Genomic DNA, 18,868 nt, shown 5'->3' on the forward strand with positions numbered 1-18,868 from the left:
AATATGGCATTGGGCGGCTTTACCCCGAAGCAGCGGCTGGCCATGGCCGCTTAGTTTCTACTTCTGCCGACTGTGGAAAACGGGGGCATTACCCCCCGACATAAGCCGAGCGCCAACGTCCGGATGCGTCTTGATAACCGCTAAATCCTGTGCATTCAATGGGCCGTCTTTGCGAAGGGCGCTATCCGGCATGGCGATTTTGCCGAGGTCATGCACGAAGCCAGCCAGCGTAATGCTGGCGCTCTGTTCGATGGGTAGACCGATGCCCTCGCACAGCAAAGCACAGTAGCGCGAGACTCTCCAGAGTCGGCCTCCCGAGAATGGGTCCCTGGAGTCAATAACCCAGGCCAAAGCGAGCAGGTTCGAAAGCAACTGCTCGCCGTGTGCCGCATGCTGATTTACATCCTTGTCGTGTTCTGTCTCGACACGAGATTTCCACAGTCGCATTTCTGCCATCCCCCTATCGCTGACCGCCCACAATGGAGAAGCGCCTTACGAAACGGCGGTCAATCCAATCTTTCCAATACCAGACCCACGACCCGCTCCAAGACCATTTGCCCCAGGATGCAATTGCGTGACGGCCTCCCGTGCTTACCAAATACAGCGCTCGCTCCTGCGGCTCCCAATCGACCAGCGTCCGCCCTTCGCAGAAGGCACGAAGGTTCGAGGCCAACACCGGCCCCGCTCGAACAGCGTAGACCCCTGCCTTGGGGCGAGCCGAGTGGTACGCCGCGACGTCTCCTGCTGCAAAAACGTTGGGATGTGATGTGCTCTGGAGAGTCGGTTCAACCGCGATAAAACCTGCGGCGTCTGTGGAAAGCCCGCTTTGTACCGCCCACGCCGGCGCAGAAGCGCCCGTCACAGCAAGGCACGCGTCAACCTTTAGCGGAGGTCCGCTTTCGAAAGTGAGGTTGTCCTTGAACGCAGCCGTAACACGTCGACCGCCAATCCAACCGACCCCAAGTCGATGCAGCAACCGCACGGCGCGAAGACGAGCCACACGCGAGACCCCATCCAGTGGCAGCGAACTGGAGCCGATTAAGGACAGACGCAAATGCGACCAACCCTCGCTGATGGCGCGACGCTGAATGGCAAAAGCAAGCTCGACACCTGCTGCACCGGCGCCGACGACAGCCAGGTCAAAGGGACCATGGTGCGAAGCGATGCGGGAAGCGAGCTCTGGCAAGGCCGCCACAAACGCCTCGATGGGTCGGATTGGGATGACATTTCGTGTGGCTCCGACGATGCCATCGAGCGAGGTTTGCGGCCCCGTGTCGATGGATAGCGCGTCGAAGGGCTCCTGACTCCCGTCTTCGCATGCAATGACGTTCCGGCGCAGGTCGATTTCGATGCCGGATGTCCGATGGAACGGTATCCCAGCCGCTGCGGTGAGGGCATCGAGGCGCACCGCGCACTGTTCGATGTCGTAGTGCCCGGCAATCCAACCTGGGAGCATCCCCGAGTAGATTTGGCGCGGGTATGGCGAAATCAGGTGAACTTCCCATCCGGCAATCGGCTTCTTGCGAAGTTCGGTGAGCACGTGGACGTGAGCATGTCCGCCGCCAAGGAGAACGAGCCGTTTCACGTGTAGTCCTCTGCTGCGGACTCTGTCTGCGCAGCGGTTGTCGACCGAACAGACTCAGAGGAAGCTGCTGCCCGTCTGACACGCCGGTGCCAATTTGACCAATGACCTCTCTCCGAACTGCTGGCTTTCACCTCGGATAGCCGCTCCAGCCGTGCTAAGTCCGAAGGCACGTCAACGTCCCAAAGCATGTCAAGCAGTTCTGCCCTCAGACCAAGTGAAGCCGCACGCTCGAGCGTCGCTCGCAATACATCCGAAGTACTCCATGGAATACCGTCAAACAACGCAGGCTGCGGCTCGTGCAACCCAACGAGCGCATACCCTCCATCCTCCGAGGGGATAAATACCGCGTCATTGCCGCGCAAGAGAGCTTCTCCTGCAAGCCGGAGATGCGCAGGAGAAAGTGCAGGACAGTCTGTCCCGATAAGGAGGAGCGGCCCTGTAGCGCAATGGCGCGCGAAAGCGTCGGTCATCTTGGCACCGAGGTCTCCGTCAGCCTGTATCAGAATCTGAATTCCATAGTGGTGCCGCAGGGCGCGAAAGAGGTGGTGCTCAGTATCCGGTGTGCACCAGAGCGTTAAGGGGCCTAGGTTTGCCGCAATAGCCGTTGCCACTGTGCCCCTGATAAACGCACGCTGCAGATGCGCAGCGCCTGTGGCGCCAAGTGCTGGAATGAGCCTGCTCTTGGCGAACCCCGGCAGTGGCGCCTTTGCAAAGACAGCAATCTGAACGCCAGAAAAAGAACGCCTAGCGCGATGGGATTTGATAGCCATATTGAACCGCCAACTTGTTCGGGTCGGCGCCAAAGAAGAATGCAAGGCGAAGGCGCCACATAAGAAGAACTGTTCGCCAGATGCCATAGCGCTCCCAGCGACGCGCCGAGGTGACAACCCTTTGCCGTAAGCATGCGGGCGGACTCAGCTTCTTGAGTCGTTTGGACATCACGACGTCCTCCATCAGTGGAATGTCCGGAAACGCCCCCGCTTCCTGAAACGCCTCATACCTGACGAACATGGCTTGGTCGCCGGTAGCAATGCCGGTCCACCTGGACCGAACATTCATCAGCGTTTCCACAAGACGAAGTGCTGGGCGACGCGAATCCAGGCGGACGTCAAATCGTCCCCATTGGCGCGGGCCACGTAAGGCACGCGCGACCAGGACATCAGCCGATGACGGCAACAGGGTGTCCGCATGGAGAAACAGCAAAATGTCGGCCGGGCAAGCGGCCGCACCCGCGTTCATTTGAGAAGCACGCCCTCGAGGTGCCAGAAACGCCAGGTCTGCATGTTGGCGGGCGATAGATAGGGTGTCGTCGTCGCTGCCACCGTCGACAACCACGACGCGTGCTCCGCGTTTGCGCATGGCTTGCAGCGCGCGCAGGCGCTCTTCGAGGGTTGGCGCCTCGTTGAGGACCGGCAAGATGATGCATAGTGCTGGCCTCACGTCGTGGTCTCCATGAACTCGTTGCGCCACGAACGGCTGCGATATTCGAATCCGCGCGCCAGTGTCAATTTCATGATTGACTGCCGAGTCGCCAGCCATGGAAGCGCTCCAACCAACCGAGCAGCCGGTGAGGAATATGTGCGCGTTTCCAGGCGCCCGCCGCGTACTTGTTCGCTTCGGAGAACGTCGGATACGTGTGTATGGTCCCCAGAATCTTGTTCAACCCGATGCCATGCTTCATGGCGAGCACGTACTCAGCCAGCAAGTCCGCCGCATGCTCTCCGACGATGGTGACGCCCAGAATCTTGTCCTTTCCGGGCACGGTGAGCACCTTGACGAAGCCGTGCGCTTCGCTGTCGGCGATGGCACGGTCCAGGTCGTCGATTCCGTAAACGGTGGCCTCATATGGGATGTTGCGGTCCGTCGCTTCGGTCTCGTTCAAACCAACTCTGGCAATTTCGGGTTCAGTAAATGTTGCCCAAGGGATGACACGATAGTCGGCTCGAAACTTCTTGAACGGGTCAAGCAACGCGTTGACGGCCGCGTACCAGGCTTGGTGTGCCGCCGTATGTGTGAACTGGTAGGGCCCCGCCACGTCGCCCGCAGCGTAGATATTCGGATAGTTCGTCTGCAAATACCCGTTGACCTCGACTGTTCGACCGAGACTGACACCGAGTTCCTCCAGACCGTACCCCGAGAGATTTGGCGTCCGCCCGACCGCCACCAGCAGCTCGTCAAACTCAATGGCAGACTCAATGCCGTGATGCTCGACAACGAGCCGCTTACTCGCTTCGTCCACCTCAATGCGCTTTGCACCATGTTCCAAGCGTACGTCAATGCCTTCAAGCCTGAATCTTTGCGCAATCAGTTGCGAGACGTCAGGGTCTTCGCGCATCAAGAGGCGAGGTGCCATCTCAACCTGTGTTACCTGGCTGCCCAGCCGCGCAAACGCCTGCGTCAATTCGCAGCCGATGGGGCCTCCCCCGAGAACTACGAGACGGCGTGGCAGCGCCCGGAGGCTCCAGACGTTGTCAGAGGTGAGCACCTGAATCTTGTCGATGCCGGGCAGAGGCGGAATGGTGGGCCGTGCACCGGCGGCGATAACGATGGCTCGCGTCGTGAGGTGTCGAGTCGTTCCATCCGGTTGACTAACCTCCACCTCCCACGGACTGACGATTCGAGCCGCGCCGTTGACGACGTCGACACCAAGACTGGTGTATCGCTCCGCTGAATCGTGCGGCTCGATGCGCTGGATGACGTTCTGCACGCGCTCCATCACCTGCGCGAAGTCGAAGTCGACGCTGGCCGAGCGGGCACCGAAGTCTTGCGCTCGTTGCACATGCGACAGAAACTTCGCGGAACGGATAAGCGCCTTGGACGGCACGCACCCCGTGTTCAGGCAATCACCTCCCAGCTTGTGCTTTTCGACCAGCGTCACCTTGGCACGCATGGCGGAGCCTATGTATGCGGTGACTAGGCCGGCGGACCCGCCGCCAATGACAACGAGGTTCCGGTCGAATCGTCTCGGCTTGGGCCATCGCTTGTAGACCGCTCGCGCTTGGACCGAGTCGGCAATCTTGCGAGCGGCGAGAGGAAACAGGCCGAGCAATGCCAGAGAGCCTAGCAAACCGGGCGAAGCGATTGCAGAGATAGAGTCGACACGCGAGAGCTGCGTGCCCGCGTTGACATAGATGATGGTGGCGGCGAGCATTCCCAGTTGGCTCACCCAGTAGAACGTCCACGTCCGGATGGTCGTGAGCCCCATCAAGAGATTGATGGCAAAAAACGGCACCACCGGAACAAGGCGCAGACTGAATAGGTAGTACCCGCCATCCTTCGCAATGCCAGCGTTCAACGCGCGGAGCCGGTTTCCAAACCGAGCTTGCACCCAGTCACGAATCAGCCACCTGGCGCTGAGAAAAGCGGCCGTTGCGCCCAGTGTGGACGCGAAAGACGCAATAACCACTCCCCAGAGCGTCCCAAAAATGGCTCCGGCACCGAGCGTGAGAATGGCCGCCCCCGGTAGCGAAAGCGCGGCGGCCGCCGTATAGATTGCAAAGTACACCCCGGCAGCGACGAGGGGGCTTGCATCGCGCCACACAAGCAGGCCGGCTTGGCTATGCTTGAAGCCTTCCAGGCTGAGGTGCTGCCCAACGCCGAGAGCATGCAGCGTCGCTACCATCGCGACGAAAAGGCTCAAAAATACCCACCGTTTATCCAAACGCATCGACGCCTCGAGGTTCGGGGCCCGCGAAAGTGCTGGCCGCACTTGATAGACGATGCAGCGCCAACGTTCCTTACACAGGACAAACGTAAGGAAATCCGCCCCTCAATCGTCAAGAACGACTCAACCTACGGGAGGAGGAGTCATGCGCAGAGCGCGAATTGGCGTGATAGGCGGAAGCGGGTTGTACCGCATGGAGGGGCTTACCGACGTTTCCGAAATAGGCATCAAAACCCCATTCGGCGCACCCTCGGATGCCTTCTTGATGGGACGTCTAGGTGAGGTGGAGGTCGCCTTCTTGGCTCGGCACGGCCGTTCGCACTCGCTGCTGCCGCACGAAATCCCGTACCGAGCAAACACTCATGCCTTCAAACAGCTAGGCGTCGAGTACCTCATTTCCGTATCGGCGGTGGGCTCGTTGGCGGAGGACATCAGGCCTCTGGACCTGGTTCTTCCACGGCAGTTCCTCGACCTCACGAAACAGCGCTCATCGACATTTTTTGGCGGTGGGGCGGTCGCGCACGTATCGATGGCCGACCCAGTCTGCGCCCAATTGGAGCAGACGATGGCCGACGCGGCCACTGAGGTTGCGTCGAATGACGTCCAAGTCCACCGAGGTGGCACCTACGTGTGCATCGAAGGTCCCGCATTCTCTACACGGGCCGAGTCGCATTGGTATCGTTCGATGAATGCGTCGGTCATCGGCATGACGAACATGCCGGAAGCGAAGCTGGCGCGCGAAGCCGAAATCGCCTACGCAACGCTGGCGCTCGTCACCGACTGGGATTGCTGGCATCCCCATCAAGCCTGTGTCACCGCAGAGTTGGCGATTGCCAACCTTCAGCAGAACGCTACGCGGGCCCAGCAAGTCGTATCGGCGACCGTGCGGCGGCTGGCCAAGCTCTGGCCAGAATCCTTGGCGCATCGCGCGCTCGACAGCGCCTTGGTCACACCGCCTTCTGCGATTCCTGAAACAACGCGTCGGCGCCTGGGGGTACTGCTAGCCCGTTTCGATACGTCAGCGCAGGGCAATGCACTAGCGAAATAAGCACGCACACCTGTAAGCCGACGGGGCACTCCTTCGTCTATTCGAACGTAGGGCAGCGCGCCGCTGTTATCTAGCAGTCAGCAACCGAACGGCCGCCGAGTCCTGCAGGCTCAAACCATCGACACCGAATCATGGAGATTCAAATGAACTTGCGCATTTCTTCCAAGGTGCCCGCCGCCGCGCTGGCCCTCGCCCTGGGCGCCGCCTTTGCGGCGCAACCGGCCTTGGCCCAATCGGCCGAGAAGGAAAAGTGTTTTGGCGTGGCACTCAAGGGCAAGAACGACTGCGCAGCCGGCCCCGGAACGACCTGTGCCGGTACCTCCAAAGTCGACCACCAGTCCAACGCCTGGTCGTTTGTTCCGAAGGGTACGTGCGACAAGACGGTCTCGAAGACGTCGCCGACCGGCTTTGGCCAGCTGCAGGCGTTCACGGCCGAGAAGAAGGCTTGACCGTCTTGCAAGCGTCCTAATCATGTTCCCGCTCCTCGCCCCCGCTCCTCATGACACACCCGCAGCTCGCTGCGAGCGTCGTGGGAATTCCCATCTTCCTTCGAGGGCGGGAGTGGGACTGAAGCCGCAGCACACGAAGGAAGTAGTCGAAACGAGGCCGGACGTTGGTTTCTTCGAGGTGCATGCCGAGAACTACATGGTGGACGGTGGGCCGTTTCACCACTGGCTAAGCCGGGTTCGCGAGGCGTACCCCTTGTCGATTCATGGTGTCGGTTTGTCCATCGGGGGCGAAGCCCCTTTGGACGAGGCGCATCTGGAAAGGCTCGCGGTACTGCTTGCGCAATACGAACCTGAGTCGTTCTCAGAACATTTGGCGTGGTCGACACACGGCGACTTCTTCTACAACGACCTACTGCCTATCCGATACGACCGCGTGACGCTCGAGCGGATATGCGACCACGTCGACCAAGTTCAGGAACGTCTGAAGCGTCGCATCCTTCTCGAGAACCCCGCAACCTACGTTGAGTTCGCGGGCAATGAGTTCCATGAAGCTGAGTTTATCCGCGAGGTGGTTCTGAAGACAGGGTGTGGGCTCTTACTCGACCTGACGAACGTCCTTGTGTCCTCCGTCAACCATCACAGGGGCAGTTTGGACTACCTGTCCCGTCTTCCGCTGAATGCAGTGGGGGAGATTCATCTCGCGGGCTTTTCTACCGATAGGGATGCCAACGGTGCCCCTCTTCTGATTGATGACCACGGTTCCCGTGTTTGCCCCACCGTTTGGGACCTGTTTAGGCGCACGATTGCATGGCTGGGTCCTACGCCCACACTCATCGAATGGGACAACAATGTGCCGCCGCTGAGCGATTTGCTCGCTGAGGCGCGGCACGCTGAGCGTGGCTTCAGTCGCCCTCTTCACGGCGAAATCGGGAGACGAGCATGAGTCAGCGCACACAGGCGGCTCAACGCGATTTCGCTCGCGCGCTGTTGGACTCCGAGGCTCCTGTTCCTTTGGGTATCCAGGCGTGGAACAACTCAGACCCGTCCAGGCGGTTTGCCGTGTACCGCAACAACGTCGTGGTCTCACTGGTCGATGCCCTTGCCGAGACCTTTCCCGTCGTTCAGGAGCTGGTTGGCATCGAATTCTTCCGCGCGGCAGCAGCACTATTCGCCCGCCAGTTGCCGCCGAGTTCGCCCATCTTGGCACTGTATGGGCGCGACTTCGCCTCATTCATCGAAACATTTGAGCCGGCATGGTCTGTACCGTATCTGGCCGACGTCGCGAGGCTGGAGTTCACACGCGTTGCTGCATATCACGCTGCAGACGCTACGCCGCTTACTGCGCTCGACCAAGAGTTGGTCGGCGCAAGCGGCGCAACCCTGAGCGCGCTTCGATTCAACTTTCATCCTTCTGCAAGGCTCGTTCGCTCCAAATTTGCGGTGGCTTCGTTATGGGCAGCCCACAACGGAACGGGATTGCTGGAGAGCATCGACATTGACACACCGGAAGACACGCTGGTCTGCCGTGTGGACCTGGAAGTCGAGCTTGTTCGATTGGCGCCGGGAGGGGGCGAATTCGTTGAGGCGCTGATGTCGGGGCACCCATTGGGGGCCGCAGCAGAGTACGCGCTGGAATCACACAACGACTTCAACCTGTCCCTTGCGCTTTCCACGCTTGTGCGACAACAGGCGGTGACGCTCATTCAACTATCGAGGCAGGAGGCAACCTAAAGTGAACAGTTCTCCCATTTGCAAGCCCCTTGTTCAGTGCGTTCAGACGGTCATCCGCATGATGTCGTCTTTCCCTGACACGCTGTTGGCGCTGGTTGCTAGGTTCTCGATTGCCGCTGTGTTTTGGCTTTCTGGCCAGACGAAGGTGGAAGGCTTCAAGCTCAATTTTGTCAGCGGCGAGTTCAGCTTCGGCTTGCCCAGACTGTCGGACTCCGCAGTCGCGCTGTTTCGGGACGAGTACCGGCTCCCGTTGGTGTCTCCGGAACTGGCTGCACCAATGGCGGCGTTCGCAGAGCACTTCTTTCCTGTACTGCTTCTCATGGGGCTTGCCACACGTTTCTCCGCGTTTGGGCTCTTGGTGATGACGCTCGTGATTGAGATATTCGTTTATCCCGATGCGTACCCAACGCACGGTACGTGGGCTGCGGTCTTGTTATATCTGATTGTCCATGGCCCGGGACGATTATCCGTCGATAACTGGCTGGAAAAACGGTTCGCAATCGGCATCCAGCGATGAACTCAGCTATTGGTATCTCATTTCGGACGCGACGGGCCAATCCCTGCGCGGACTACCCACGCTCTTGCAACGGAACGCGCCAATGGCTCGGGCCGCGCAAGCGGTCCCAGGCAACACACCGGGTACTCGTTATTACAACGTCAACCTACTGAGGAATTCTATGAGCAATCTGTCTAACCAACTCTCGCGTGCTGTGGCATCCGCAGTCATTACCGCTGCGGCACTTGGGGGCAACGCGTTCGCTGCCACCTGCAACGCCGCAAAGTGCAGCCCGAAACAGGCCGCTGCTGCTGGCTGCAGCGCATGCAAGGCCAGTGGCCCGAAGATGAAGGCTAAGAAGAAGGCCGCGTGTGGTGCCGCCAAGTGTGCGGCCAAATGCGGCGCATGTGCTGGCAAGAAGCAATAACCTTCCCCATCTAACGGAGCAATAACTATGCAGGGATTGTCTTCAATGCTCGCAAAAACGCTCGCATCGGCGGTCGTGACAACGGCCGCGCTGAGCGGCTGCGCGATGATGTGCCGCGCGTGTACTGGTCGTAAGTGCAGCGCACAGACGACACAGCAGAACGCCGCATGCAAGACCAAGTGCGGCGCGTGCGGCGGCAAGAAATGACGTCACGAGTTTGACGATGGGCACCCCGAGATTGCGCACGAACGCTGGAAGGGTTCTACGAGAGTCTTGGCGCAGGCTTTCGGACGAGGATTTGCTCGCTCAAGTGCATGGCGCTCGAGCGAGCGTCGAAGCTTTCAGCCGCGCCACGTCAAAGGCTGGTTCGCTGATTCAGAGTTGGATTCGAGGGCGGACGGTCGTCGAATACGACCACTATCCGCCTGACGACGTCATCGACGAGGTCTCGGGGTCGCAGTTCTATTACCACGCGCATCGGAGCGGCGTGGAGCACGGCCATGTGCACCTATTTTGGCACGCTACGCGCAATGGCCGCCGCCGCCGACTGCCAAGCGGGAAGGTCCGTTGGGTGAACACGGCACCTTCCCATCTGTTTGCGATTTCGCTCGACGACCGTGGGCTGCCTGTCGGGCTGTTCACGGTGAACCAGTGGGTTACGGATGGCCACTGGTTCGACGCCGTGACGACGCTTGCGCTGGTAGACCGATTCCGGATGAGCGCGGTCCGGAGGCACGCAAACTCATGCGAGTGGCTCAACGAGTTTGTTCGCATGTACAGACCCGTCATATCAGAGCTGCTGGTTCGCCGAGACGAGCGGCTAGCGCGAAGACCGGACAAGAAGGAGGCTCTGAAGGACCATCGCCTTGAAGTGTTGAGCCATGTAGCCATCGACTGGGGCGCCGACCTGGATGCATTAGAAGCGGAGCTTGTACGCCGCCAAGAACCCTGTCCTCAGGGGAACGGAAGACCCCACCCGTCTCATGTTGCCAATCCTGTTTGAGTTTGGAGGACTGCTATGTCGACCTTGAAATGGATATTTGTAATGCTGACCATGTGTGCTGCGACCCTAGCGCAAGCGCTCGAAATTCAGCCGTACTCGGCTTCGACGCTCGCCGCAGCGCAACAAGCTGATAAACCTGTCGCGGTGCACTTCCGCGCTGACTGGTGCCCGACGTGCCGAGCTCAGGACAAGGCATTGCAGGAACTGCGGAAGGAGCCTGGCCTGGACCTTACCGTGCTCGAAGCCAACTATGACACCGAGAAGGAACTGAAACGCAAGTTTGGCGTGCAGGCGCAATCCACGCTGGTGGTCCTGCATGGGCGCAAAGAAGTCACTCGCCTGGTCGGTGATACGTCGACAGACGGCATTCGTCGCGCATTGAAGGCAGCGTTCTGACGATGCTGCCGACGACGCTCTCTATATCGCTCCCGCAGTTGGCCTTGAGCGTGGCGGCGGGAAGTCTGACGACCTTGTCGCCTTGCGTGTTCCCGGTTCTCCCGCTTGTTGTCGGAGGAGCGCTGCAGGGCAACAGGTTCGCACCGGTCGCGATGGGGCTGGGTATGACAGCGTCCTTCGCGGGCGTCGGGATGCTTGTTGGCGCCCTCGGCCCAGTACTTGGCATCGACGGCGACACAGTTCGCACGCTGGGCGCCGCAATGCTTATCGCGTTCGCGGTCGTGATGCTGGTGCCAGCTCAGGGAGAGCGCTTCTCTCGATGGATGCTTCCCGTCGCGGGCAGTGCCAACGCGATGTCAGCGAAGTTAGACAGCACCTCTCTCGTGGGTGCGGCGCTCCTCGGAGCAGTCCTGGGACTTGTGTGGAGTCCATGTTCCGGGCCCCTCCTCGGCTCAGCCTTGACCTTGGTCGCCAGCGAGGGCGGCGTCGCGCGCGGAGGATTCATCCTCGGTCTGTTTGGACTTGGAGCCGCAGTACCGCTTGTGGGTGTTGCTTACGCGTCCAGAAGCGGATTCGCAAGAACTCGGGACTGGGTGTTGGCACGCATTGAGCGGATTCGTAGCGTGTTTGCGATTGTGCTCGGCGTGTCCGGCGTTCTTATCCTGACCGGAGCGGACAAGTGGGTGGAAGCTCATGTGCTTCAGTGGCTGCCAGATGCGTGGGTCAACCTGACTGTGGGAATCTGAACAGGCCGCAGTGACAAAAAAGAACCGGGTCCAGCGGCCCGGTTCCGGATTGACATTCGCTGCTACCGCTGCGCCAAGCGTGCCTGTAGCTCCCGGAATCCATCTTCGACAAAGTCATACTCCATGTTCGGATTGGGGTCAGGTGGCCCCGGCGGCCCCCATTCCTGGGGCCGCCGGATGAACGCGGTATGGAATCCAGCCTTCTTTGCGGCGTTCAAGTCGAAGTTGTGACAAGCGACCATCAAAATTGAAGAAGGCTCGAGCCCCATCCACTTCGCGGCGGTCGCGTAAGCGCTCGAGTGCGGCTTGTACACCCCTATCATCTCGCACGAAATGATGGCATCCCAGGAAATGCTGTTTCGACGCGACACGTCAACCACCAACGCGGTTGGGAGCATGGTGAACGACACGACCGGGATAGTTTTCCTGATTTCGGCCAGCGCACCCGGAAAATCGGGCCAAGCGTCCAGATGACGCCAAGCCTCCCAAATCTCTCGGCGCTCAGCTAGGCTCAGCCGTGCAAGACCGAAGTGGTTCAGAGTCTCTGACAACGTCTGCCGGTGAACGTCGTCCATGTTGAAGGCGGGATATATCTGGCCCACGATGTCCCGCATGGCACGCCGGCGCCATTCGTTCACCACCTCATGCCAGTCGAGCGAGACGTCATGAGCTGCGCCCACTTTGGCCAGTGCCCGTACCAAGCCACTGTGCCAGTCGAGCACAGTTCCGCCGGTGTCAAACGCTAATGCTTTAATCTCCATGCTGCTCCTTTGTGTTTGGTTTGTTGGCCTTCCATGTCGGCAATAGGGCACGCTTCGAGCGCCCAACAAGGTCGCTCGAAGCGTCGCGGTGAATGTCGGAACTCGGCGAGCTTTCCAACGTGTTGCCTCATACAAAGGAACGTCGCGTAGTTGCCAAGTCGGTTTGGACATTGAGCCGCTCAGCAGCAAGAGCCAGACATAAACTGTGCGTGGCCGGTGTCGAAAGGAATGGCGCTGCCACAGCCCTCGAAGAGGCCGTAGTGCCGCCGGAAGTCGCCGACAAACGTGAAATGAGGGAAGAAGCGGGAGTCGCGCAGCATCCGCCAGGTGTTTCCGCAGACGGGAAACACCTGGCCGGCTTCGATATCGTGGTGCTTATCGAGCACGAACCGAGTCGGGCTTTCTGCCACGGTCCCACGGTAGATGACGGCCTGCCCATAGTCTTCGCAGGCAGGCTCAAGCTCATCAATCTTGAACAGGCGATAGGTTGCTGAGTAGAAGTCGACGCCCTCGAGCCTGTCGGCCAGCGTCGGGTCGGTGACGGCGAGGGGACGGTCTTCCACAAGGCGCGGGTCAGTAAAGCCATGCTCGCCCGCAAGCCGCAGGAAGTCATTCCAGTACAAGGCGCCGCCCAGGCACTCCCCATAGAGCACAGGGTCTTCGCGAAGCGACTCGGGGACTCGACGGTCAGCGTAGACGTCCGAGAAGTAGAGCTCCCCGCCCGGCGTGAGCAGGTGACGAACGCCCTCAAGCACAGCCCCCTTGTTCTGAGAGAGATTGACGACGCAGTTCGATACGATGACGTCAAAGCTCCCGGCGTCCAGACCGAGTTCACCGAGCCGTTCGATATAGCCGTGGATAAACCGGACGTTGTTGTAACCGAACACACCTGCGTGATACGCATGATGCCTGGCTGCAACCTCAAGTTGCGCCTCCGTCATGTCAACGCCGATGACTTCTCCTTCCGGCCCGACAAGCTGCGCCAATGCGTAGACGTCTCTGCCCGAGCCACAGCCGAGGTCGAGAACACGGCATCCCGTTAGAGCCGTCGGGCAAACCAGGCCGCACCCGTAGTATCGCGACAGAACCTCGGGATGTATGCGAGCAAGCAACGGTTTGAGCCAATGCGGCACCTGACTGGCATCGCAGCAGGCGCTGGTCTTGAGGTCGGAGGAGCTCTTCAATTGCCGGCCGTAGTAATCCTGAACAAGTTCGAGCGTCGACATGGGGTTAGGCTCCATCAGCACATACGAGAGTGTTGCCCTTGTTCTCGAGGGCGCCGCCGCAGCTTGAGCCTTGTCCGGCCGTGCAGCCGAAGCAGTGGTCTGCGACGCGAATCGGGCGGTTCAGGAGCTGAGGCAATGTGACGTCCCCCAAGTGCACCCGCATCCGATGCGCATCATGAATTGGCACGCCCAACTGCTGGTTGAAATCGCAGTCGTACAAGTACCCCTGCCAGTCGACGCTCAGTAGGCTTCGGCACATGACCTGGGTCAAGTTCTGCTCTCGGTGCGCCTGCCTGAGGATGTGCATGTAATCGCTAAACTGCCCCTTCGAGACCAACATGGAGCCGAACCGCTGGATAGGCATGTTGACCAATGTGAAAAGTCCGTTGAAGACCACACCGAACTCGTTCTCGAGGTGGCTCTTGTAATCGCGCTCCAACTTGTCCTGGGGAGGCGGCAGGGTCGGACCTTGGGGGTTGTAAACCAAGTTCAGAACAAGCGCCGAGTCCTGTTTGCCGTACCCGAGGGCGTTGAGACGCTGCAGCGCTCGAATGCTTGAACTGAAGACTCCACGACCTCGCTGGCGGTCGACGTTGTCTTCCATGTAACAAGGCAAAGATGCCACCACCTCGACGGCGTGCGCAGCTAGGAACTCCGCCAGGGTCTCCTGCCCGGGCTCTTCAAGGATGGTGAGATTACAGCGGTCGATAACCTTGACGCCGCTGGCGTGCGCGGCCGCCACGAGGCGCCGAAAGTGCGGGTGCAGTTCAGGCGCGCCACCGGTCAGGTCCAGGGTAGTCACCGTCGGATTGGCTACCAGGAACTCGATGACGGTATCGACCGTTTCGGCAGACATTTCCTCGGTGCGGTTCGGTCCGGCATTGACGTGACAGTGCACGCAGTTCTGATTGCATCGGTATCCGAGATTGACTTGGAGGGTCTCGACCGACTGCCGGCGTATCGCGGGGAAGTCGGACTTTAGAAGTAGCGGGAGGGTGGCGTGCATTTCTTGGGAACAGTGGCCTTTGTGCGTTGGACGAGCACAGGCGTCGCCGACTTACACTGATTGCGCTTGTGTAAGGTTTGGACGAGTCCCCACGTCTAATTTGACGGCAGCATTTACCTCGCCTCACCGTCGGCTGGCTGCTGGTGCGTTGGAAGGATGAAACGCGTGGCCTGGATTCCGAGACTCCTGGTCAAGAGCCTGGGAGTTGGCTCCCCTAGGATGGGCCCGCATTTTCTACGTCCTGCGCCCCGCAGTACTTGACTCGGCAAGCTTGGCATGCCGAGACGTTACACGGAAGGAGAGCCATGGCTCGACGGAATACCGCTGACCTCAACTACCAACAGCAGACTTCCCCTGGCGTGAGCTGGGAAGCACTTACGGCGCTGCGAGCGGACATGCTGCGATTTGCTGAGCTTCAGCTTCGAAACCGGGAGACGGCGGAAGACCTCGTGCAGGAGGCCATTGAAGCCGCGCTGCGCCGCTCCTCGTCCTTTGCTGGCCATTCAACGTTGAAAACTTGGGTTTTCGCCATTCTTCGAAATCGAATCATTGACCACCTCCGTCAAGCGGACCGGTGCGTCAACCTGTCCAGCCTTGTCAAGGAAGATGAGGACTTGGAACAACGCTTGGAGGTCCTGTTCAATGAGGGCGGCAAGTGGAAGGACGGGCACCGCCCAGCAACCTGGCCTAATCCGGAGCAGGCGCTTCAATCTCAGCAGTTCTGGAATGTTTTCGAGGCTTGTTTGACTGTCTTACCGGCCAAGACGAGTCGCGTCTTCATGATGCGAGAGTTCCTCGGATTTGAGGCCGAAGAAATTTGCACGCAGCTTGGAATCACCATGAGCAATTGCCACGTCATCCTGCATCGAGCGCGCCTGAAGCTACGTGAATGCATGGATGTCGGCTGGGGACGAAAGGAGGCGCCGGTATGCTGAATTGCCGCGAGACCACCGAGCTTTGCTCCCAGGACCTCGAACGACATCTGAGCCTACGTGAGAGGGTCGCAATGAAGGCCCATTTGATGATGTGCCGGCACTGTTCGAACTTCAAGAAGCAGATAGGGCTCTTTCATGAAGCAGCAACAGCTTACTCGCATGGGCAGGTCGACGTTCCTCAGGACAAGACGAAACACGACCCTGAGTCTGGGACGTGACGGCCGGCTATTCGCAAACTGGATTGCGTTGGCTTCGCGCTGAATTTCATGAAGCTCGCAACTCCTTGGGACGCATCCATCGTGCGAAGGGCGCTGCTGGTCGCAGCGTTGGTCGGTCCAACATTGGTGTTGGTCAACCAGGGTTCCGCGCTGCTGCACGGTCTGCCTATTGACTTGGGTAAGGCCCTCTTGACCATGCTCGTTCCCTTCTTTGTCGCGAGCATGTCAGGGGCAATGGCGCGCTCGCGCGCGGCGATTGAGTCTGCCAACCGAGAGCAACGGCTATCGGGGGACCTGCAGGTAGTTTCGTCCAGGGTCCTGGAAATTCTGGAGGGCACCGAAATGGTTCTAGCGGTAATACGCTCGATAGACTCGAAGCCGGTGGTTGCAGGAGACAAGCAGTTCGTGGCTTCCAACGTATGTGTAATGAAGTTGTGCACGACGTCCAGAGAGATGGCGACGATTCGTGCGGAGCAGAACATTCGCCTGGCGCGCGATGTGTTGGCTCGCTTAGGTGATTTAGTCGATGTCCATGCCCTGAAGCGCCTGAACGGGAGTGAAACGCTTTGAAAGACCTGCTTAAGTCGATAGCTGGATTGCCCGCGTGGGTGCAGACATGGCTCGCGATTCTTGTCGTCACAAACGTGGCGTCGTTGACGTTCTTGGATTCACCTGTGGGCCGCTACACGGCCATGGCGTTCGCCATCGTCGCTGCGGTGAACGTCCCAATAATGGTCCTTCAGCGAGGACTCACGCGACTCTTGTCCTTCCCGCACTTCGTTTGGGTTCCGTTGGTCCTCTATCTCGCCAGCCAACTTTGGGGCGCCAGCCCGCTCCCCACTGGTCCCGTGCGTATGTATGCGTGGGTGGTGTTTGTCGTAAACTCGATTTCTCTGACGTTCGACATCATCGAGGCGGTTAGATGGCTGCGAGGCGGGAAGGAAGTCTTGGGGTTGGAGCGAATCTAACTACAAAAGACACGCGGTAGGGGCTACTCGTTCCGAGCCAGGCCCCTCGTCATTTGCTGATTTACAGGTCCTTGGGAGCCTTGTCCTTCAGTGCCGGCCAGCCTTTTTCCGCGTTCTCGATGTTGCCAGGCACATCGTCGAGCCAGCGCTTCTGAACGTCCTTGCTGACATTCAGGTAGAGCTTGTCATTCACAACCCTGTATGCCAGCGGGTCAACGTCCAGCTTCTTGCCCAGCGCTACCCCCATCGCGCAGAAGCCACCATACTGCGGAGCATATTGCTCGGGGGCCGCCTTAAACTTGTTGCGATTGGCGACGGAAGCGAAGTAGTAGGTTGCGCCGTCATGCTGTGCCGTAATTTTGGCCTTCCCGTGTATGGGTTTCGACCCGCTGAAGTAGGAAACAGGGTCGTAACCCTTCAGCGCGACACCTTTTGCATCCACGTTCATAGCGGATGGAGAGCCTTCATCGTAAGCAAACGATGAAATAGGGACCAAGGTCAACGCGACCGCTGCGGACGCAATGGCCGACAGGAACAGCCGGCGAATAGGCTGCGAAAGATTGACTTGCATCAGGGTTCTCCGATTTTGTATATACAGACTGACAGGTTGTACCGGCCAAGCGCCGGACCCTTGAAAGTCTAGGGATGCAACCGCAGGTGTTGGTGATGCCCCGTCCCGTTGTCATGACCGAAAATCTCACCCTGACATGGAACGTCTCTCAGAGCTTCTGAATCGCTTATCTCTCAGCGCCGGGGTCTTCTATACCGGCAACATCTGCGGCGTTCATGGCTTTGAGAAGGACACGCGCAGAGGACACATGCACCTCATCAGACACGGACCGGTAAAGCTGATTGGTGGACGCGACGGCTGCTTTTCGATTACCGAGCCGACCTTGGTGTTCATGCCGAGTCCCGATGCCCATCAACTCATAGCCGATGAGCGCGAAGGAGCCGACGTGGTGTGTGCGGCGATTATGCTCGGCGCCGGTCGACACAATCCCATCGCTGACTCGCTGCCGAGCCTCGTTCTCATTCCCCTTTCGCAATTAGCCGGTGCTCACCCTCTGCTCGAGCTGCTCTACGACGAGGCTTTTTCCAACCACTGCGGCAAGCAGGCGTCGCTGGACCGTCTCTGCGAGCTTCTCATGATTCGCGTCCTACGATATTGCGTCGATAACGGAATCACAAATAACGGAACGCTCTCAGGCTTGGCGGACCCTCGACTGGCGAAGGTTTTGACGGCCATTCATGGGGACGCGGCACACCAGTGGGAACTGAGTGAAATGGCCCAGGTAGCTGGAATGTCGCGCGCCCGGTTCGCCCTCCACTTCCGCAAGGTGGTAGGCCAAACACCTGCCAGCTACCTCTCGTCATGGCGTCTCACACTCGCGCAAGCTCTACTGCGTGCCGGTCGCCCCCTCAAGCACGTCGCCATCGAAGTGGGATATGGCAGCGCCAGCGCTTTGACGCGCGCTTTTTCACGAAAGCTTGGGACGTCACCTAAAGCTTGGTTGCGGACCGTCTAGCGTCTCGCGCACTACACACCGTGGCGTCGTGGATAGCCAAGACGTACAGTCAATAGTTCGACACGCAAGGTCGTCTCTTGGAAAACGTGGCTCCTAGAATCGTTATGCAGGGCACGCTGGAGCGGCGTGCCCTCGTACACGTCAAACGCGAGAAATCCCGACCATGTCCAAGGCGCCACAGCTTGCTGTTTCGATGCGACCTTTGATGAAGCGCTGTTGCTTGAAGCGAATATTGATATTGCTATGCTGTTTTGAAGCTTCCTTAGGTAGTGCGCCGGGCCTGCTGCCGCCATCAACAATAGGGATTCGCTCGAAACAATTCGCTTGACTTTGGTGCGTAGTCCAAGCTCTAGCATTTCTTTACCTCCCGCCTTTGGGAGGCATTGAACGGAGTGAAACCATGACTGCCAAACGAATTATCGAAATCTATAGTGCTGGATGCCCTGCCTGTCACGAAGCCATCGACCTCGTCACGAGTATTACGTGTTCCTCATGCGAAGTGGTCGTTCGGGACATGAACGATATCAACGTGGTGAAGGAGGCGAAGCGCCTTGGAATCCACAGAGTGCCGGCCATCATCGTGGACGGCAAGCTGGCGGCATGCTGCTGCGGGGCAGCCGTTGATGAAGCGATGCTGCGCGGTGCTGGTATCGGCACGCCACTTTGACGCATCGCTAAGGTAG

The 18,868-nt window shown here is 59.2% G+C and carries 22 protein-coding genes; 13 read left to right on the plus strand and 9 right to left on the minus strand.

Features of this window, described 5'->3' with window-relative positions; genetic code table 11:
• Positions 1-57 precede the first annotated feature (57 nt).
• The 5 genes from ACUXH0_RS15605 to ACUXH0_RS15625 are packed head-to-tail and all read right to left on the minus strand — an operon-like array spanning position 58 to position 5,252.
• Positions 58-456, minus strand: coding sequence for an HD-GYP domain-containing protein (locus ACUXH0_RS15605; protein ID WP_182594184.1), 399 nt, complete (start codon positions 454-456; stop codon positions 58-60).
• A gap of 4 nt (positions 457-460) precedes the next feature.
• Positions 461-1,585: an FAD-dependent oxidoreductase gene (locus tag ACUXH0_RS15610; protein ID WP_024973546.1), complete on the minus strand. Its 1,125-nt coding sequence runs from the start codon at positions 1,583-1,585 to the stop codon at positions 461-463.
• Complete coding sequence (locus ACUXH0_RS15615; protein WP_306456160.1) at positions 1,582-2,442, minus strand: TIGR04282 family arsenosugar biosynthesis glycosyltransferase; 861 nt, start codon at positions 2,440-2,442, stop codon at positions 1,582-1,584. Before ACUXH0_RS15615 ends, ACUXH0_RS15610 begins: the two co-directional genes overlap by 4 nt.
• A complete protein-coding gene (locus ACUXH0_RS15620) occupies positions 2,330-3,124 on the minus strand; it encodes a TIGR04283 family arsenosugar biosynthesis glycosyltransferase (protein ID WP_080693833.1) in 795 nt (264 codons plus the stop codon). Before ACUXH0_RS15620 ends, ACUXH0_RS15615 begins: the two co-directional genes overlap by 113 nt.
• On the minus strand, positions 3,096-5,252 hold the full coding sequence (locus ACUXH0_RS15625; protein ID WP_024973548.1) for an FAD-dependent oxidoreductase: 2,157 nt from the start codon (positions 5,250-5,252) through the stop codon (positions 3,096-3,098). Before ACUXH0_RS15625 ends, ACUXH0_RS15620 begins: the two co-directional genes overlap by 29 nt.
• A gap of 142 nt (positions 5,253-5,394) precedes the next feature.
• Here ACUXH0_RS15625 and mtnP point away from each other — a divergent pair, with 142 nt between their 5' ends.
• The 8 genes from mtnP (at position 5,395) to ACUXH0_RS15665 (ending at position 11,545) form a co-directional block, all read left to right on the plus strand.
• The gene (mtnP, locus tag ACUXH0_RS15630) at positions 5,395-6,297 is read left to right on the plus strand and encodes an S-methyl-5'-thioadenosine phosphorylase (RefSeq protein WP_024973549.1); all 903 of its coding nucleotides are present in this window, start codon (positions 5,395-5,397) and stop codon (positions 6,295-6,297) included.
• Positions 6,298-6,440: 143 nt separating this feature from the next.
• On the plus strand, positions 6,441-6,746 hold the full coding sequence (locus ACUXH0_RS15635; RefSeq protein WP_024973550.1) for a BufA1 family periplasmic bufferin-type metallophore: 306 nt from the start codon (positions 6,441-6,443) through the stop codon (positions 6,744-6,746).
• Between the two features lie 22 nt (positions 6,747-6,768).
• Entirely contained in the window at positions 6,769-7,689 is a 921-nt protein-coding gene (gene bufB, locus ACUXH0_RS15640) for an MNIO family bufferin maturase (RefSeq protein ID WP_024973551.1), read from the plus strand.
• Complete coding sequence (locus ACUXH0_RS15645) at positions 7,686-8,477, plus strand: HvfC/BufC N-terminal domain-containing protein (protein WP_024973552.1); 792 nt, start codon at positions 7,686-7,688, stop codon at positions 8,475-8,477. The genes bufB and ACUXH0_RS15645 overlap by 4 nt, the downstream gene beginning before the upstream one ends.
• Positions 8,478-8,535: 58 nt before the next feature.
• On the plus strand, positions 8,536-8,994 hold the full coding sequence (locus tag ACUXH0_RS15650; RefSeq protein ID WP_051539952.1) for a DoxX family protein: 459 nt from the start codon (positions 8,536-8,538) through the stop codon (positions 8,992-8,994).
• Between the two features lie 704 nt (positions 8,995-9,698).
• Entirely contained in the window at positions 9,699-10,403 is a 705-nt protein-coding gene (locus ACUXH0_RS15655; RefSeq protein WP_125472832.1) for a DUF6969 family protein, read from the plus strand.
• 15 nt (positions 10,404-10,418) lie between these two features.
• Positions 10,419-10,799: a thioredoxin family protein gene (locus tag ACUXH0_RS15660; RefSeq protein WP_024973556.1), complete on the plus strand. Its 381-nt coding sequence runs from the start codon at positions 10,419-10,421 to the stop codon at positions 10,797-10,799.
• A 2-nt stretch (positions 10,800-10,801) separates the two neighbouring features.
• Positions 10,802-11,545, plus strand: coding sequence for a cytochrome c biogenesis CcdA family protein (locus ACUXH0_RS15665; protein WP_024973557.1), 744 nt, complete (start codon positions 10,802-10,804; stop codon positions 11,543-11,545).
• A 62-nt stretch (positions 11,546-11,607) separates the two neighbouring features.
• Here the strand turns inward: ACUXH0_RS15665 and ACUXH0_RS15670 are convergent, their stop codons facing one another.
• From ACUXH0_RS15670 to arsS, 3 genes are all read right to left on the minus strand, one after another.
• Positions 11,608-12,306 (minus strand): haloacid dehalogenase type II, encoded by a 699-nt coding sequence (locus ACUXH0_RS15670; protein WP_024973558.1) that lies wholly within the window; start codon positions 12,304-12,306, stop codon positions 11,608-11,610.
• Positions 12,307-12,485: 179 nt separating this feature from the next.
• Complete coding sequence (locus tag ACUXH0_RS15675) at positions 12,486-13,532, minus strand: methyltransferase domain-containing protein (protein WP_024973559.1); 1,047 nt, start codon at positions 13,530-13,532, stop codon at positions 12,486-12,488.
• Between the two features lie 4 nt (positions 13,533-13,536).
• Positions 13,537-14,538, minus strand: coding sequence for an arsenosugar biosynthesis radical SAM (seleno)protein ArsS (arsS, locus tag ACUXH0_RS15680; protein ID WP_024973560.1), 1,002 nt, complete (start codon positions 14,536-14,538; stop codon positions 13,537-13,539).
• Positions 14,539-14,843: 305 nt separating this feature from the next.
• Between arsS and ACUXH0_RS15685 the strand changes: the two genes are divergently transcribed.
• Genes ACUXH0_RS15685 through ACUXH0_RS15695 form a run of 3 tightly spaced genes read left to right on the plus strand, consistent with a single transcriptional unit; the run spans position 14,844 to position 16,261 of the window.
• The gene (locus ACUXH0_RS15685) at positions 14,844-15,473 is read left to right on the plus strand and encodes a sigma-70 family RNA polymerase sigma factor (protein ID WP_024973561.1); all 630 of its coding nucleotides are present in this window, start codon (positions 14,844-14,846) and stop codon (positions 15,471-15,473) included.
• Entirely contained in the window at positions 15,467-15,691 is a 225-nt protein-coding gene (locus ACUXH0_RS15690) for a zf-HC2 domain-containing protein (protein WP_024973562.1), read from the plus strand. The genes ACUXH0_RS15685 and ACUXH0_RS15690 overlap by 7 nt, the downstream gene beginning before the upstream one ends.
• Before the next feature lie 48 nt (positions 15,692-15,739).
• Positions 15,740-16,261, plus strand: coding sequence for a hypothetical protein (locus tag ACUXH0_RS15695; RefSeq protein WP_024973563.1), 522 nt, complete (start codon positions 15,740-15,742; stop codon positions 16,259-16,261).
• Positions 16,262-16,720: 459 nt separating this feature from the next.
• Here ACUXH0_RS15695 and ACUXH0_RS15700 read toward each other — a convergent pair whose 3' ends face one another.
• On the minus strand, positions 16,721-17,230 hold the full coding sequence (locus ACUXH0_RS15700; protein WP_051539929.1) for a YHS domain-containing (seleno)protein: 510 nt from the start codon (positions 17,228-17,230) through the stop codon (positions 16,721-16,723).
• A gap of 136 nt (positions 17,231-17,366) precedes the next feature.
• Here ACUXH0_RS15700 and ACUXH0_RS15705 point away from each other — a divergent pair, with 136 nt between their 5' ends.
• Entirely contained in the window at positions 17,367-18,185 is an 819-nt protein-coding gene (locus tag ACUXH0_RS15705; RefSeq protein WP_024973566.1) for an AraC family transcriptional regulator, read from the plus strand.
• Positions 18,186-18,585: 400 nt separating this feature from the next.
• Positions 18,586-18,852 carry a thioredoxin family protein gene (locus ACUXH0_RS15710; RefSeq protein ID WP_024973567.1) on the plus strand — a complete coding sequence of 89 codons (267 nt, stop codon included), beginning with the start codon at positions 18,586-18,588 and terminating at the stop codon, positions 18,850-18,852.
• Positions 18,853-18,868: the final 16 nt, after the last annotated feature.

It is taken from the genome of Ralstonia sp. 110700041-2 (assembly GCF_056280165.1).